This is a genomic window from Massilia eburnea (genome assembly GCF_050709955.1).
In the GTDB taxonomy this organism is placed as follows: Bacteria; Pseudomonadota; Gammaproteobacteria; order Burkholderiales; family Burkholderiaceae_D; genus Rugamonas; species Rugamonas eburnea_A.
Genome location: NZ_JBNZFX010000030.1, coordinates 152,666 through 166,875, shown reverse-complemented (window position 1 = coordinate 166,875; position 14,210 = coordinate 152,666). Strand labels below are relative to the sequence as shown.

General features: G+C 63.5%; 12 protein-coding genes. 6 read left to right on the top strand and 6 right to left on the bottom strand.

Annotated elements, in window-relative coordinates; all coding sequences use genetic code 11:
• The first annotated feature begins 8 nt into the window (after positions 1-8).
• Entirely contained in the window at positions 9-1,211 is a 1,203-nt protein-coding gene (locus tag ACQ4MM_RS16400) for an efflux RND transporter periplasmic adaptor subunit (protein ID WP_431478343.1), read from the top strand.
• An 11-nt stretch (positions 1,212-1,222) separates the two neighbouring features.
• Positions 1,223-4,345: an efflux RND transporter permease subunit gene (locus ACQ4MM_RS16395; protein ID WP_431478342.1), complete on the top strand. Its 3,123-nt coding sequence runs from the start codon at positions 1,223-1,225 to the stop codon at positions 4,343-4,345.
• A gap of 60 nt (positions 4,346-4,405) precedes the next feature.
• On the opposite strand, the gene ACQ4MM_RS16390 is transcribed toward ACQ4MM_RS16395, so the two are convergent.
• The 5 genes from ACQ4MM_RS16390 to ACQ4MM_RS16370 form a co-directional block, all read right to left on the bottom strand.
• The gene (locus tag ACQ4MM_RS16390; RefSeq protein WP_431478341.1) at positions 4,406-5,749 is read right to left on the bottom strand and encodes an SH3 domain-containing protein; all 1,344 of its coding nucleotides are present in this window, start codon (positions 5,747-5,749) and stop codon (positions 4,406-4,408) included.
• Positions 5,749-5,973, bottom strand: coding sequence for a hypothetical protein (locus tag ACQ4MM_RS16385; protein ID WP_431478469.1), 225 nt, complete (start codon positions 5,971-5,973; stop codon positions 5,749-5,751). The genes ACQ4MM_RS16390 and ACQ4MM_RS16385 overlap by 1 nt, the downstream gene beginning before the upstream one ends.
• Positions 5,974-5,979: 6 nt before the next feature.
• On the bottom strand, positions 5,980-6,882 hold the full coding sequence (xerD, locus tag ACQ4MM_RS16380) for a site-specific tyrosine recombinase XerD (protein ID WP_431478340.1): 903 nt from the start codon (positions 6,880-6,882) through the stop codon (positions 5,980-5,982).
• Positions 6,858-7,382, bottom strand: a complete 525-nt coding sequence (locus ACQ4MM_RS16375) for a methylated-DNA--[protein]-cysteine S-methyltransferase (protein ID WP_431478339.1) — start codon at positions 7,380-7,382, stop codon at positions 6,858-6,860. Before ACQ4MM_RS16375 ends, xerD begins: the two co-directional genes overlap by 25 nt.
• Positions 7,383-7,707: 325 nt before the next feature.
• On the bottom strand, positions 7,708-8,700 hold the full coding sequence (locus ACQ4MM_RS16370) for a TRAP transporter substrate-binding protein (RefSeq protein WP_431478338.1): 993 nt from the start codon (positions 8,698-8,700) through the stop codon (positions 7,708-7,710).
• Between the two features lie 122 nt (positions 8,701-8,822).
• Here ACQ4MM_RS16370 and ACQ4MM_RS16365 point away from each other — a divergent pair, with 122 nt between their 5' ends.
• The 4 genes from ACQ4MM_RS16365 to ACQ4MM_RS16350 are packed head-to-tail and all read left to right on the top strand — an operon-like array spanning position 8,823 to position 12,770.
• Positions 8,823-10,799 (top strand): sensor histidine kinase, encoded by a 1,977-nt coding sequence (locus tag ACQ4MM_RS16365; protein ID WP_431478337.1) that lies wholly within the window; start codon positions 8,823-8,825, stop codon positions 10,797-10,799.
• Positions 10,800-10,820: 21 nt separating this feature from the next.
• On the top strand, positions 10,821-11,408 hold the full coding sequence (locus ACQ4MM_RS16360) for a response regulator transcription factor (protein ID WP_431478336.1): 588 nt from the start codon (positions 10,821-10,823) through the stop codon (positions 11,406-11,408).
• Positions 11,409-11,467: 59 nt separating this feature from the next.
• The gene (locus ACQ4MM_RS16355; RefSeq protein ID WP_431478335.1) at positions 11,468-11,923 is read left to right on the top strand and encodes a MarR family winged helix-turn-helix transcriptional regulator; all 456 of its coding nucleotides are present in this window, start codon (positions 11,468-11,470) and stop codon (positions 11,921-11,923) included.
• 4 nt (positions 11,924-11,927) lie between these two features.
• Positions 11,928-12,770 (top strand): CPBP family intramembrane glutamic endopeptidase, encoded by an 843-nt coding sequence (locus tag ACQ4MM_RS16350; protein WP_431478334.1) that lies wholly within the window; start codon positions 11,928-11,930, stop codon positions 12,768-12,770.
• Here ACQ4MM_RS16350 and ACQ4MM_RS16345 read toward each other — a convergent pair.
• Entirely contained in the window at positions 12,757-14,181 is a 1,425-nt protein-coding gene (locus ACQ4MM_RS16345) for a diguanylate cyclase (protein ID WP_431478333.1), read from the bottom strand. The two genes, ACQ4MM_RS16350 and ACQ4MM_RS16345, sit on opposite strands and share 14 nt — an antisense overlap.
• Between the last annotated feature and the right edge of the window lie 29 nt (positions 14,182-14,210).

The window sequence follows — 14,210 nt, the reverse complement described above, 5'->3', positions numbered from 1 at the left end:
AGACAATAATGAGCCCACAACCCGTGCACCTGAAGTCCCCGAAACGCTGGCGCCTTCCCCTGATCGGCCTGGTGGTACTGGGCCTGGCGGGTGGCGGCTGGGCCGTCATGACCTCGCAAGCCAAGCCGGCCGACGCGCCCAAGGCGGGGGCCGCCAAACCGGCGCCCGTGCTGGAGCTGGCCAGCGCCGACGTTGCTGCCATCAATGCGCGCCCGCTATCGGTCGGCCTCCCACTGTCGGGTTCGCTGATCCCGGTTAACCAAGCCACCATCAAGTCCAAAGTATCGGGCCAGGTGCAGGAAGCGGCGCTGCGCGAAGGCGTGTCGGTGCAGCAGGGCCAGGTGCTGGCCCGCCTCGACCAGGCCGACCTGAAAGCGCGCCTGGCCCAGCAGCAAGCCATGCTGGAAGAGGCCCAGGCCAAGCTCAGCATGGCCCGCAAGAACGAAAACAACGCAAACGCGCTGCTGTCGCAGAAGTTCATCTCGCAGACCAGCTTCGATACCACGGCCAATGCCGTCGAGCTGGCGCGCGCCAATGTCAAATCTGCTTCCGCCATGGTCGAGCTGGCCCGCATCGCGCTGAACGACAGCGTGATCCACGCCCCGATCAGCGGAATCATCTCCAAACGTCATGTCCAGGCGGGCGATAAAGTCGCGCCTGACATGCCCGTCTACACCATCGTCGGCCTGCAGGAGCTGACGCTGGAAGCGCAAGTGCCCACCACCGATATCCCGCGCGTGAAAATCGGCCAGGAGGTCAATTTCCGCGTCGACGGTTTCGCCAAGCGCGAATTCAGCGGCAAGGTGGCGCGCATCAACCCGACCACGGAAGCCGGCTCGCGCGCCATGCTGGTCTATATCTCGGTGCCGAATGCTGACAGCGTGCTGCGCGGCGGCATGTTCGCCAAAGGGAATATCACCACCGAGCGCACCAAGGAAGCGCCGATGGTGCCGCTGGCCGCACTGCGCGAAGAAGCAGGCAAGCAGGTGGTCTACCTGGTATCCAACGGTATCATCGTGTCGCAGCCGGTCAGCCTTGGCCTGCGCAGCGAAGACGCGGGCCTGGCAGAAGTGACCGGCGGCCTGGACAAGGGCGCCAACGTCATCATCTCCAAGCTGGAAGGCGTCAAGCCCGGCGCCAAGGTGAAACTGGCGGCGCCTGCTACCGCTCCCGCCGCCAAGCCGGCCATGCTGGCTGCGGCCAAAGGCTAAGGGGCGCAACCATGTGGATCACCAAAATCTCGATCCGCCAGCCGGTCTTTGCCACCATGGTGATGGTGGCGCTGATGGTGCTTGGCATCTTCTCTTATAAAGGCCTCGGCGTGGAATCCATGCCGAACGTCAGTTTCCCGTTCGCCGCGATTGAGGTGGTGTATCCGGGCGCCTCGCCTGAAGCAGTCGAAAACGACATCACGCGCCCGATCGAAGACATCGTCAACACCGTGTCCGGTGTCAAGACCATCCGCGCCAACTCGTGGGAAGGCAAGGCCGGCGTCTATGTCGAATTCGAACTGTCCACCAATATGGACAAGGCGATGCAGGACATGCGCGACAAGATCGCGCTGGTGCGCCCGAAATTCCCGCGTGAAGCGAAGGAGCCTTTCATCGCCCGCGCCGAAGGCGAGAACGACCAGCCCATTGTCAGCCTGTCCTTCATCTCGGACAAGCGCAGCCTGCGCGAACTGTCCACCATGACCGACCAGATCCTGGCCAAGCGCTTCCAGGGCGTGCCTGGTGTGGGCCAGGTGCGCGTGTTCGGCACCACCAAGCGCCAGATGCTGGTCAGCCTGCGCCCTGCCGACATGCGTGCGCAGGGCGTCGGCGTGGACGAAGTGATGCGCGCCATCCAGAATACCAACGCCAACCTGCCGGCCGGCCGCCTGACTGCCGACGTTACCGAAACCCTGGTGCGGGTGGAAGGCAAGCTGAAAGAAGCCTCGGAGTTCAACAAGATCATCGTGGCGCGCCGCGCCAACGGCCCGGTCTACCTGGACCAGGTGGCCGACGTGATCGACGGCGAAGCGGAAGAACAGTCGATCTCGCGTGTCAACGGCCAGCGCGCCGTGTCGCTGGATATCACCAAGGTGCAGGATGCCAACGTGGTCGAAGTCGGCAACGGCATCCTGAAAGTGGTGGAAAACCTGCGCAAGACCCTGCCGGAAGACATCAAGATCAAGGTGATGGATTCGCAGTCCGAGCGCGTGCAGGCCCAGTTGGACAACGTCAAGCGCACCATCATCGAAGGCGCGGTCCTGACCATGGTGATCGTGTTCTTCTTCCTGCATTCGTGGCGCTCGACCATCATTACCGGCCTGACCTTGCCGATCTCGGTGCTGGCCTCCTTCATCGCCATGAAAGCCTTCGGCTTCACGCTGAACTTCCTGACGCTGATGGCGCTGTCGCTGTGCATCGGCCTGCTGATCGACGACGCCATCGTGGTGCGTGAAAACATCGTGCGCCACCTCGGTTTCGGCAAACACCACCGCAAGGCGGCGGAAGACGGCACCAATGAAATCGGCATTGCCGTGATGGCGACCACCTTCGCCATTGTCGCGGTGTTCGTGCCGGTGGCTTTCATGGAAGGCATCATCGGCCGCTTCTTCCTGCAGTTCGGCGTGACTGTCACGGTGGCCGTGCTGGTGTCGCTGTTCGTCTCCTTCACGCTGGACCCGATGCTGTCGTCGGTGTGGCACGACCCGGTCCAGGACCGCTTCAAATACCTGCCGTGGCTAGGCCGCATCATGGAAAAGGTCGAGCATGGCGTGGAAAAGGTGCACAAGCTGTATGGCAAGGTGCTTGGCTTCGCACTGAAATGGCGCAAGCTGACGCTGGCCTCCGCCTTCGCCCTGTTTGCGGGCAGCCTGATGCTGGTGCCGATGATCGGCGGCGAAATGTTCCCCGAGACCGACCAGGGCCAGATCTTCCTGCAGTTCAAGGTGCCGGTCGGCTCCAGCCTGGAATACAACGACGCCAAGGTGAAGCAGGTGGAAGCGGCGCTCAAGGAATTCCCAGAGATCGATGCCGTGCTGGCCAACGTGGGCGACCAGGGCGGCCGCCACATGTCCTTCATGCGCGTTAAACTGACCGACGCCAAGAAGACCCACCGGCAGTCGCAGCAAAAGCTCGAAGGCGCAATCCGCAAACGGCTGGAAAGCATCCCCGGCATCACCATGTCGGTAGGCCAGAAGCCGATCTTCATCGCCATCCTCGGCACCGATGAAGCCAAGCTGGAACAGACCGCCCAGACCCTGATGGCCAAGATGCGCAAGATCAAGGGCGTAGCCGACCTGGAATACAGCCAGGAAGGCGCCAACCCATCGACCCTGATCAAGATCAACAACGAACTGGCCAGCGACCTGGGGCTGACCGTGCAGCAGATCGGCAGCGCCATGCGTCCTTTCGTGGCGGGCGATACGGCCAGCTACTGGCTGGCGGCCGATGGCCAGAACTACGAAGTCAATGTGCAGCTGCCGAAATCGGACCGCCAGCGCATCGCCGACCTGGCCGACCTGTCGCTCACTTCAAGCAAGACCGGCCCGGACGGCAACCCGCTGATGGTGCCGCTGCGCCAGGTGGTGGACTTCGTGCCCGGCTTCAGCCCGCAAGTGCTGAAGCGCCAGGCCCTGCAGCGCCGCGTGGCGGTTTATGCAGGCACCGAAGGCCGCCCGGCCGGCGACGTCGATGCCGACGTGAAGAAGGCTATGGATTCGATGACGCTGCCGGACGGCGTGCGCTTCGACGTGGCCGGCAATGCGCAGCAGATGGCCGAAACCATGAACGGCGCGGTCACCGCGCTGGGCATAGCGGTGGTGTTCATCTACATCGTGCTGGCTTCGCAATTCGGCAGCTTCCTGCAGCCGATTGCGATCATGGTATCGCTGCCGATGTCGCTGATCGGCGTGCTGGTGGCGCTGCTGGCAACCGGCTCCACCCTGAACGTGTTCTCCGTGATCGGCGTGATCATGCTGATGGGCCTGGTGACCAAGAACGCGATCCTGCTGGTGGACTTCACCAACCACGGCCAGCGCGACGGCATGAGCCAGTTCGACGCCATCATGGCCGCCGGCCAGGTACGCCTGCGGCCGATCCTGATGACGACCCTGGCCATGATCTTCGGCATGCTGCCGATGGCGATCGGCCTCGGTGAAGGCGGGGAAACGCAGGCGCCGATGGGACGTGCGGTAATTGGCGGCGTGATCACCTCCACCTTGCTGACCCTGGTGGTGGTGCCGGTGGCGTACACCTACCTCGACTCCTTCGGCAAGCGCGCCAAGCGCTGGCTGCGCCGCGGCCACCATGACGACGCGCCAGTGGCCGAAAAATCCGACGTGGCAGAAGCCGCGTAACAAAGGTCGCCTTACCCGTCCCCGCGCTGGCGGGGACGATACGGCGGCCAGCCAGCTCGCTTAGCAGCCGCCCTCGCCACCCCGGAACAGCTTCTTCCAGCCTGTGCCTTCGCGCCGCAGCATCTCGTACCACCACGATTCATAGCCGTTATAAACCAGCACCAGCTCCTGCCGGCCATCGCCGTCTATGTCGACATAGGCCAGAAGCCGGTAGGCACCAGCATCCTCGTCCGTTTTCATCTTCTTGAAGTAGCGATGGCTCACCGCATATTTGCCGTTGCGGTCCGCTTCCATCACTAGCAGGAAGGAATAGCCTTGGCCAGAGTCGGGATCGGAATACGACGACGATGCGACCAGCAAAGGCAAAGGCTGGCCGGGCGATGGGACCGCAGAGATGACCAGACCCTGCTCTGCGCCAGCCGGTGCACGCAACAGGCGCGCCATGCCGGCCGCCGATACGCCTTGGGCCTTCAACACCGCGCCTGCCACATCGAGCACGGCGCGCTTCTGCGAATCGGCGACCGGCAAATCCTGGCCGGCTGGCTGCTCCGTCAATGGAAAGTTCGCAGCCAGGCCGCTGACAACTGCCGGCTTGCCGGCGGCGCGCTTGAAACTGGCCGCCATCGAAGAACAGCCCGCTTCGTGCCCGCCTGCGGCGAGCACCATCCCATCCACCCCGCCATGCGTGTAAAAGTTGTAGGCACGCCCCATCGCGAAGTAACGATCGGCAAACTTGCGGTCGTCCTTGCGCTGCTGGTCGTCGCCGGCGGAGGCGGAATACCCTTGCCATTTGCCGTCAACCAGCGTGGCGACTGGATGCATGCTGGTGCCTTCGATGGCAAACAGCAGCTTCTCTTCGTTCGGCGCAAGCGCTACGGTGGGCGCACGCAGCACAGCCAGGCGCCGCTCCAGCTTGTGCGTCCATTCCACATCTCCGGCGCCGCGCACCACTTGCAGCACGGTTTCGAAGTTGGCCTCATCCAGGGGATCGAACGCCAGGACGCGTTCGGACTGGATGCGCAAGGCCGTGAAATTCCCGGCCTGCGCGCCGCGCAGTGCGGCGAGCGCGGCGTCCCGTGTCGGCAGCTCCGCCCCTGCCAGGTCGGCGCGCAGCCAGCCGTTCATGCTCTGCGCCCCGTCGAGCGACACCTTGATCCAACCGTCCTGCTGGCAAAACAGGTTGAGCGGTCGGGCAATCGGCGCATAACCCACCAACTCGGCCGATGCCGATGGCGCGGTGCGAACGGCGGCGGAGCTTGCGATGATGTAGGCCAGCGCCGGGTCCGCGCTGTCGGACTGCGCGGTACACTTTGGCGGGGATAAGTTGCCCTCGACGGCAAATGCTGGTGGGGGAGCGAGGTATGCGGCGCTGATTAACAGTGTGGCGAGGGCGTTTCGTCTCATTATTCCGGTGTTGTGATATCGGTCTCGGTGGTTTCATAGCCAGCCTCATCGGCTGACTGCTCATCGGCTGGCCGATGCTTGGTTGCAAGCTTTTTCTGCGCTTTCTCTTCTGCCTTGCGTTTCTTTTCCAACTCGCGTTGCCGTTTTTCGTACTGGAAATTTGTTTTCGCCATGGTGTGTGATCCTCCTGGGCTCAAGGTAAGCCGATTGGCGGCGATGCGCAAACGAAATTATCCGCGCGGATGATGTAGCGCATGAATCTGCTTCAAACGCTCTCGGGCCACGTGGGTATAGATCTGTGTTGTAGAAATATCGGAGTGGCCTAAAAGCAACTGTACCACGCGCAAGTCGGCGCCATGGTTCAGTAAGTGGGTGGCGAACGCATGCCGCAGCGTATGCGGCGACAGCGGCGCCGTGATGCCGGCCTTCAGGGCGTGCTTTTTGACCACCACCCAGAACATTTGCCGCGTCATCGGCCCGCCGCGGCCGGTGATGAACAGCGCATCGTCCTGTTGGCCGTCGAGGATGACGCCGCGCGCTTCGCGCAGGTAGCGCTCGATCCACAGGCGGGCTTGCTCGCCGAACGGCACCAGGCGGGTCTTGGCGCCTTTGCCGGTGACGCGCAGCACGCCATCGTTCATGCTCAGTTCGAACGTCTTCAGGGCGACCAGCTCCGACACCCGCAGGCCGCTGGCATACATCAGCTCCAGCATGGTGCGGTCGCGGATGCCCAGCGGCGTGCGCAGGTCGGGCGCGGCCAGCAGCGCTTCCACCTGCCCTTCGCTCAGGGTATGGACGAAGCGCAGCGGCTGCTTGGCCGAGGCCATGCGCAGGCAGGGGTCTTCCGCGATATGGCGTTGGCGCAGCGCGAGCTGGTAGAAGCGCTTCAGGGCCGACAGGCGACGGTTGGCCGAACTGGCCTTGGTGTCTTCATGGCGCGCCGCAAAATAGGCTTGCAGGTCGGCCGTGCCGGCTGCATGCAGGCTGCCGACCTCGGGCCGCGCTGTTTCCAGCCACTTGGCAAAAGCAGTCAGGTCGCGCCGGTAGGCGTCGAGGGAGTTCTTGGACAGCCCGTCCTCCAGCCACAGGCTGTCGCAGAACTCGTCGATCAGAGCAAGGTTGCCTGCTGCCATTGATACTCTTGATGTCCTTCGTGGGCCAGCAGCCAGCGCTTGACGCCAAGGGTGAAGCCGTTCTGGTCGTCGCTGCCGGCAAAGCCGCCCAGGCTGTTGGCGCCCATCACGCGGTGGCAAGGCACCAGCGGCGGGAAGGGATTGCTGCGGCAAGCCTGTCCCACGGCGCGCGCCACGGAATCCAGGTGCTTGGCCAGTTCGCCGTAGGTACGTACCTGGCCGCGCGGGATTTCGCGCAGCGCTTGCCACACGCGGCGCTGGAACTCGCTGCCGCGCATCGCCAGCGGCAGGTCGAACACATAGTCGGCATCGCCGCAATAAGCCAGCAACTGCTGCACGGCTTTTTCGGCCAGGGCGTTGCTCGGCGCCTGTTCCGGCGTATCGCCAGGCAGGTAGAACATTTCCGTCACGACCGCGCCGGCCGTCCCGACGCCCATGGCGCCAAACGGGAGATGGATGATGGCGCTGAAGTCCCTGCCAGCATGTTGTTTTTCGGTCACGCTTACTCCAATAAAACTGTGGCAATCATGCTACACCAGCGCGCCAGGATAGGGCAAAAAAAAACGCACCCTCAGGTGCGTCTTGAATCTTTTTTTTCACCACCCCGGCCATCTAACCCCGCTTGTGGCGGCGGCCAACAGCATACTGTCAGGCAGCGTGTCTCCTCTATGATCCGCGGCCGGGCCGCTAGTTCTTCTTCTTCACTCCCCACAAAATCCTGTGCCCGTAACCATCATGGTGCAAGTCGCACCGTTCGGGGGCGTCGCCATAGTAACCGATCTTTTTCCGCATATCGTTATTTATTTTGGGCAACTTGACAGGACTTCATTTTGCTGTTTCGCGGTTGATCGACTGGATCAGGTCCTTGCCTATCCGGTCTTCCATCTGCTTTTGCACCGGCAGCAGGGCATTGCGCCACAGGGCCTGTTCCTGGGCGCTCAGGTTATAGATCTGGGTCTTGCCGGACTTGCGGATCGCTTCCAGCGCCATATCGTTATCACGCTGGGCGATGGCTTTTTCGTACGTGGTCGCTTCCTTCATCGCACCTTCGAGCTTGCCGCGGATATCGCCCGGCAGGCCGTCCCAGAACTTCTTGTTGACGATGACCGCATAGCCCAGGTAGCCGTGGTTGGAGATGGTCAGGTTCTTCTGCACCTCATGCATCTTTTGCGTGTACATATTCGACGGCGGATTCTCGGTGCCGTCCACCACGCCGGTCTGCAGCGCCATATACGCTTCGGAGAAGGCCAGCGACTGCGGCACCGCGCCCAGCGCGCGCATCTGGATATCCAGCACCTTGGAAGACTGGATCCGCATCTTCAGGCCCTTGAAGTCGGCCGGCACACGCAACTGGCGGTTGGCCGACATGACCTTGAAGCCATTGTCCCAATACGCCAGGCCGGTAATGCCCTTGGTCTCGAGCTTCTTCAGCAGCGACTTGCCGATCGGGCCTTCGGTCACGTTGTACAGCGCGGTCTTGTTGGGGAAGATGTACGGCAGGTCGAAGACTTCGAATTCCTTCACGCCCAGCGGGCCGAATTTGGCCAGCGAGGGCGCCAGCATCTGCACCGCCCCCAGTTGCAAGGCTTCCAGTTCTTCCTTGTCCTTGTACAGTTGGCTGTTCGGGTAGACCTGGACCCGAACGCGGCCGCCGGTCGCCTTTTCCGCGATCTGCTTGAAGCGCTCCGCCGCCTGCCCCTTCGGCGTATCCGGCGCAACGACGTGGCTGAACTTGATGACAATTGGCGCCTGCGCGAACGCCTGGGACGTGACAAGTGCGGCCGCGCCGAAGGCGGCCAGGAGGGACTTCAAATGCATAAGGTCTCCCGGCAATTCTGGTGCATTATTATTCTCACTTTATATTGTGTTCACCGGAATGGTGGCACACAACTGTGGAAACCCACAATACAAGCAGCAACTGGATTCGATACCCTCGGAGCATGTTAAAACGCCTATCCCTGCCCTTTTCCATACGCTGGCTGCTGCCGGTGGTACTGGTGCTGCTGTTCGTCGCCATCGTGTTCTGGCTGCCCTGGCAGGCGCGCCAGCTCGAAAGCAATGAGCGGCAAGAGCAGTTGATCGCCGATACGCTGTGGGTTGAACAGTCGATCCGCTTCCAGCTCGGCCGCCACGAAGAAAGCCTGCGCGGCCTGGCCAATGAGATCGCCACCGGCCACCCGACGCCGGCCGACGTGCAGCAGCGCATGGGCCGCATGCTGAAAAACGGCGCTGAACTCAAAAGCGTGATCCAGGTCGATCCCGAAGGCCGCGTCGTCATCGCCAGCGAACGCGCGCCGGTGCGCCCGGCCGGCAGCGCCGTGCTTGGCACGGCTTCGCTGGCGGCACAGGACCATGCGCGCCGCACGCACGCGCCGGTCTATGCCGAGCCGGAGCCGGTCGCCGGCGACAGCACGCCCGGCGAACTGAAAATGGATCTGCATTTCCCGATTTACCGCGGCGAGCAGTGGGTGGGCAGCCTGGTGGCGACCTTCCAGCTCAGTAGCCTGCTGGATGAAATGGTGCCGTGGTGGTTCGCGCAGGATAACCAGATCTCCCTGCTCGACCGCGACGACAAGGTGCTGGCGCGCCGCAGCTCGGCCGGCCAGGGCCACGGTGTCTACACCCACAAGCGCGCCCTCGACCTGCCCGGCGCCACCATCATCCTGATGACGGACAGCGTGAAGAGCGAACCCAAGCTGCTGCCCAACCTGCTGGTCGGCTCCGTGATTGCCCTCTCGCTGGCGCTGTTATGGAGCCTGTTCGCACTGTGGGGCCACATCTCGCGTCGACTGGCGGCGGAAGGCGAATTGCGGCAGCAAATGAGCTTTCGCACGGCGATGGAAAACTCGCTGGTGACCGGCTTGCGCGCGCGCGACCTGGAGGGCCGCATCACCTACGTCAATCCAGCCTTCTGCCAGATGGTAGGCTACCCGGCTGAAGAATTGATCGGCCGCCTGCCGCCCATGCCTTATTGGGCGCCGGACGTGATGGAGGAATACCAGCATCGCCTGGCCAGCGTGCTGGCCGGCTCCGTCACGCCGGAATTCGAAACCCTGTTCCAGCGCCCGGACGGCACCCGCATCCCGGTGCTGGTGTTCGAAGCGCCGCTGGTGGACAAGGAAGGCCGCCACACCGGCTTCATGGGCTCCATCCTCGACATTTCGGACCGCAAGCGCATGGAGGACCTGAACCGCCAGCACCAGGAAAAACTGCAGGCCAGCGCGCGCCTGGCGACGATGGGCGAGATCGCTTCCATGCTGGCGCATGAACTGAACCAGCCGCTAGCTGCCATCTCCAGCTACACCACCGGTGCCCTGAATATCCTGGCGCGTGGCGGCGACACTGCCCTGCTGAAGCCGGCACTGGAACAAGCCGGCACCCAGGCCCAGCGCGCCGGCCAGATCATTCGCAGCGTGCACGAATTCGTGAAGAACCGCGAATCGGAGCGCCAGGACGTGGCGCTGCAATCGATGCTCGATTCCATCCTGGTGCTGATTGAGCTCCAGGCGCGCCAGCACCATGTATCCCTGCAAATCGATATCCCCGACTCGCTGCCGCTGGTGCGCGCCGACCGCATGCTGATCGAACAGGTGCTGCTGAACCTGACCCGCAACGGCATCGAAGCCATGGCCGACGTGCAACCGCTGAAACGCGTGCTGCGCGTGGTCGCAGAAAACGATCCGCTGGCCGGCATGGTGGTGGTGCAGGTGATCGACAATGGACACGGCATTCCGCAGGACGTGGCCGAACGCCTGTTCTCGCCCTTCTTCTCGACCAAGGCGGAAGGCATGGGGATGGGCCTCAACATCTGCCGCACCGCGATCGAGTTCCACGGCGGCACGTTGACCCACCGCGGCAACCCGCAAGGCGGTACCATATTCACTTTTACGCTGCCGGTCGCAGGCGGCGCCCAATAGAGCAGATTCGGGAGACCCAGAATGCTACATATCGTTGACGATGAAGCCGTGGTGCGCGATGCCCTGTCCTGGCTCGCCTCCTCGCGCGGCATCGCCGCCACCACGTACGAAAGCGCGGCCGCCTTCCTGGCCTTTGCGCAAGCCGGTGCTTTCGATCCGGAGGGCGACTGCGTTCTGCTCGACGTGCGCATGCCTGAGATCAGCGGGGTGGCCGCCTTCGACCAGTTGGCGGCGCGTGGACTGACGGCGCGCCTGCCCGTCATCTTCCTGACCGGCCACGGCGACGTGCCGATGGCGGTCGATACGCTCAAGCGCGGCGCCTTCGATTTCTTCGAAAAGCCCTTCAACGACAACCAACTGATGGACCGGGTGCAGGAGGGCTTGGCCGCCTCGCGCCAGGCCAGCGCCAAGGCAGCCGTGCAGGCGCGCCTCGCCACGCTCTCGAGCCGCGAACGCGAAGTGCTGGACCTGATCCTGGCCGGCAAGATGAACAAGGTGGTGGCCGACGAACTGGGGATCTCGATGCGCACCGTCGAAGTGCACCGCGCCCACATCTTCGACAAGATGCAGGTCAAGACCGCGGTCGAACTGGCCGGGCTGCTGAAGTGACGCAAGACTGGTTAAAAAAATAATACATAAGCACTTATACATTGTGCTAGGATGGGTCCATGAAACAAGGACTCGGAACCCAATTGCGCCATTTGATCGAGCTGCTGGACGGCGCCGTGCAGCAGTCCTACGTTGAGGCCGGCCTCGATTACCGGCCGCGATATACGCCCGTGATGCGCGCGCTGGCCGGCGGGCAGCCATGCAGCGTCAGCCAGATCGCCGGCAGCGCCGGCATCACCCAGCCCGCCGCCACGCAGACCGTGGCCCTGATGCTGAAAGAAGGCTGGCTGGTGGCCCAGTCCAGTCCCACCGACGCACGCCAGAAACTGCTGCGTCTCAGCGAGCAGGGCCAGCGTTTGCTGCCCAAGCTGCAGGCCTGCTGGCGCGCCACTGCTGCCGCAGCCGAATCGCTTGATGCCGATTTGCCTTACCCCCTGTCAGACACGCTGGCCCGCGCCATCACGGCGCTGGAGCAGCGCTCTTTCGATGAACGCATTCGCAAAGCAAAGGAATAGAACGATGCAGCAAGCCATCCCATCCTCCCTGCCGCACGCCTTGCCCTTGCGTGCCCGACTGGCCCGTAATCCCCTGGTTCGCATCATTGCCGGCATCGCTTGCGTCGCCGTGCCCCTGGTTGCCACCATGATGCTGGTCCAGGCCCTGGTGCCGAAAGAGATGCGCATCGCCTGGCACCACCTGCTGGCGGCGGCACTGTGCCTGGCTGGCTACCGTTTTTATGTGCGCCGCTTCGAGCAGCGCGACGCTGGCGAATCCGCACTGCAAGGCGCGGGGCCCGGCCTGCTGCGAGGCCTCGGCATTGGCGCTGCGCTCGGCATCGTGGTCGCCGCGGTCCTGGCTGCGGCAGGGGCGCTGGTGGTCACCGGCAGCAGCGGCTGGAGCGCTGTTTTGAAGCCGCTGTCCGAGCAGGCCATGGTGGCGGTGATGGAAGAACTCCTGTTCCGCGCCATCCTGTTCCGCATTGTCGAAGCGCGCTGGGGCACCCGCACTTCCCTGCTGGTCAACGTGCTGCTGTTCGCACTGGCGCACCTGCCCAATGAACACATTACCGCGCTGGCGGTGCTCAACACCGGCATTGCCGGACTCGCCTTGTGCGCGGCGTGGATGCTGACGCGCAGCCTGTGGCTGCCGGTCGGCATGCACTTCGCGTGGAATTACCTGTATGACGGCGTGCTGGGCATTCCGGTCTCCGGCCATGCAGCGCGCGGCTGGCTGCAGGTGCAGATGGCCGGCCCGGAATGGCTCAGCGGCGGCGCCTACGGCGTGGAAGGCTCGCTGGTGACGTTGATTGCCTGGGGCGCTGCGGCCGCCTTGATGCTGCGCAGGCGCCTCAAAGGCCCATGACAGCCTGGTTGCGGCCGCCCTGCTTGGCGCGGTACAGCGCCTCGTCGGCGCGCCGCACCCAGTGCTCATAGCTCGCCTCGTGCTTGTCGCTGACGGCGATGCCAAGGCTGACATGGCAGCGGAACAGCCGGTTGTCGTGGTTGATTTCGCAGAGCGCCACACGTTCGCGCAGGCGCTCGGCAAATACGAACGCCCCTTCCCGCCCGGTTTCCGGCAGCACGATCAGGAATTCCTCGCCGCCATAGCGGGCCCCGACGTCGACTTCCCGCATCACCGAGCGGATGCACGATGCCAGCATGCGCAGGGCCGCATCGCCGCCAGGGTGCCCATATTTGTCGTTGACCAGCTTGAAATGGTCGATATCGAGCAGCACCAGGGACGAGGTATGGCCGGAGCGGCGCGCGCGGTGCCACTCCGCATCGAGGTGGCGGTCGGCAGCGCGCCGGTTCAGCAGGCCGGTCAGCGCATCCGTCGTCGCCAGGCGCTCCAGGTCGATGTTCATGCGCTGCATTTCGCTCAACAGGCCATCGGTCGAATCCTGCCAATGCGAAAACAACTGGTAGCCGAAGAAAGCGATGAAGATGATGATCGCTGCGAACACCCAGTAAAAGATCCACACCGTCTGGCGGAATACCTGCGGCGCGTGGAACACATCCGCCTCCGCCAGTCGGATCGTGACAAAGCCGTACAGCAGCACGCCGGCCGCCACCGTGGCCAGCATGCGCAGCACCGAACGGCGCGAGCCGCCGCGCCGCCTGCGCATCAGTTTCTGGCGCTGCAGTTGCCAGCGATCGACGCGTGGCCACAGGATCGCCATCGCCGGCCCGCCAATCAGCACGCTTTGCAGGAAGGAGCCCAGCCACCAGCCCTGCCAGACCGGCAGTTGCGCCCCGGGCGCAAGGTGGCTGGTATAGCTCCAGATCAGGGCTGCAGACGAGCCGAAAATGCTGGCCACAAAGCACAACTGGATATAGAACAGCAGCGATGTCAGTTGGCGCAAATCGCGCCGCATGACCATGGCACGGTAACCGATCGCCATGATGCTGAATCCGAGCGGGTTGGCGCCGGCAAACAGCAGCGCCCAATGCAGGGGCATGCCGGCATACAGCGCCAGCACCAGGGTCGAACAATAGGCGGGAATCGCGCCCCACCACCAGCCCAGTGTAAGCGTCAACAGCAGGCAGATCGGCAGCGGCGGATACACGGTGACATAGGCGGTCACGCCGCCCATGTTGACGGGCATTCCGGACCAGTTCCATTTGACCGTCGCCACGCCCAGCGCCACGCAAAGCAGCAGCAACAGCAGCCAGCCGCCGAAAATGGCGCGCTTTTCTGCCGGACTGCCATGCCGCCACACATTCAAAGGCGACAATTCGCGATAACTCTGTACTGCTTCCGCAAATGGAGACAATTAGTCACTCGGGAGTTTTGACCAGGACA

Bases quoted from the DNA above. Each gene is read 5' to 3' on its own strand.
- ACQ4MM_RS16400 (WP_431478343.1), top strand. From the start codon at position 9: ATGAGCCCACAACCCGTGCACCTGAAGTCCCCGAAACGCTGGCGCCTT.
- ACQ4MM_RS16395 (WP_431478342.1), top strand. From the start codon at position 1,223: ATGTGGATCACCAAAATCTCGATCCGCCAGCCGGTCTTTGCCACCATG.
- ACQ4MM_RS16390 (WP_431478341.1), bottom strand. From the start codon at position 5,749: ATGAGACGAAACGCCCTCGCCACACTGTTAATCAGCGCCGCATACCTC.
- xerD (WP_431478340.1), bottom strand. From the start codon at position 6,882: ATGGCAGCAGGCAACCTTGCTCTGATCGACGAGTTCTGCGACAGCCTG.
- ACQ4MM_RS16370 (WP_431478338.1), bottom strand. From the start codon at position 8,700: ATGCATTTGAAGTCCCTCCTGGCCGCCTTCGGCGCGGCCGCACTTGTC.
- ACQ4MM_RS16365 (WP_431478337.1), top strand. From the start codon at position 8,823: ATGTTAAAACGCCTATCCCTGCCCTTTTCCATACGCTGGCTGCTGCCG.
- ACQ4MM_RS16360 (WP_431478336.1), top strand. From the start codon at position 10,821: ATGCTACATATCGTTGACGATGAAGCCGTGGTGCGCGATGCCCTGTCC.
- ACQ4MM_RS16355 (WP_431478335.1), top strand. From the start codon at position 11,468: ATGAAACAAGGACTCGGAACCCAATTGCGCCATTTGATCGAGCTGCTG.
- ACQ4MM_RS16350 (WP_431478334.1), top strand. From the start codon at position 11,928: ATGCAGCAAGCCATCCCATCCTCCCTGCCGCACGCCTTGCCCTTGCGT.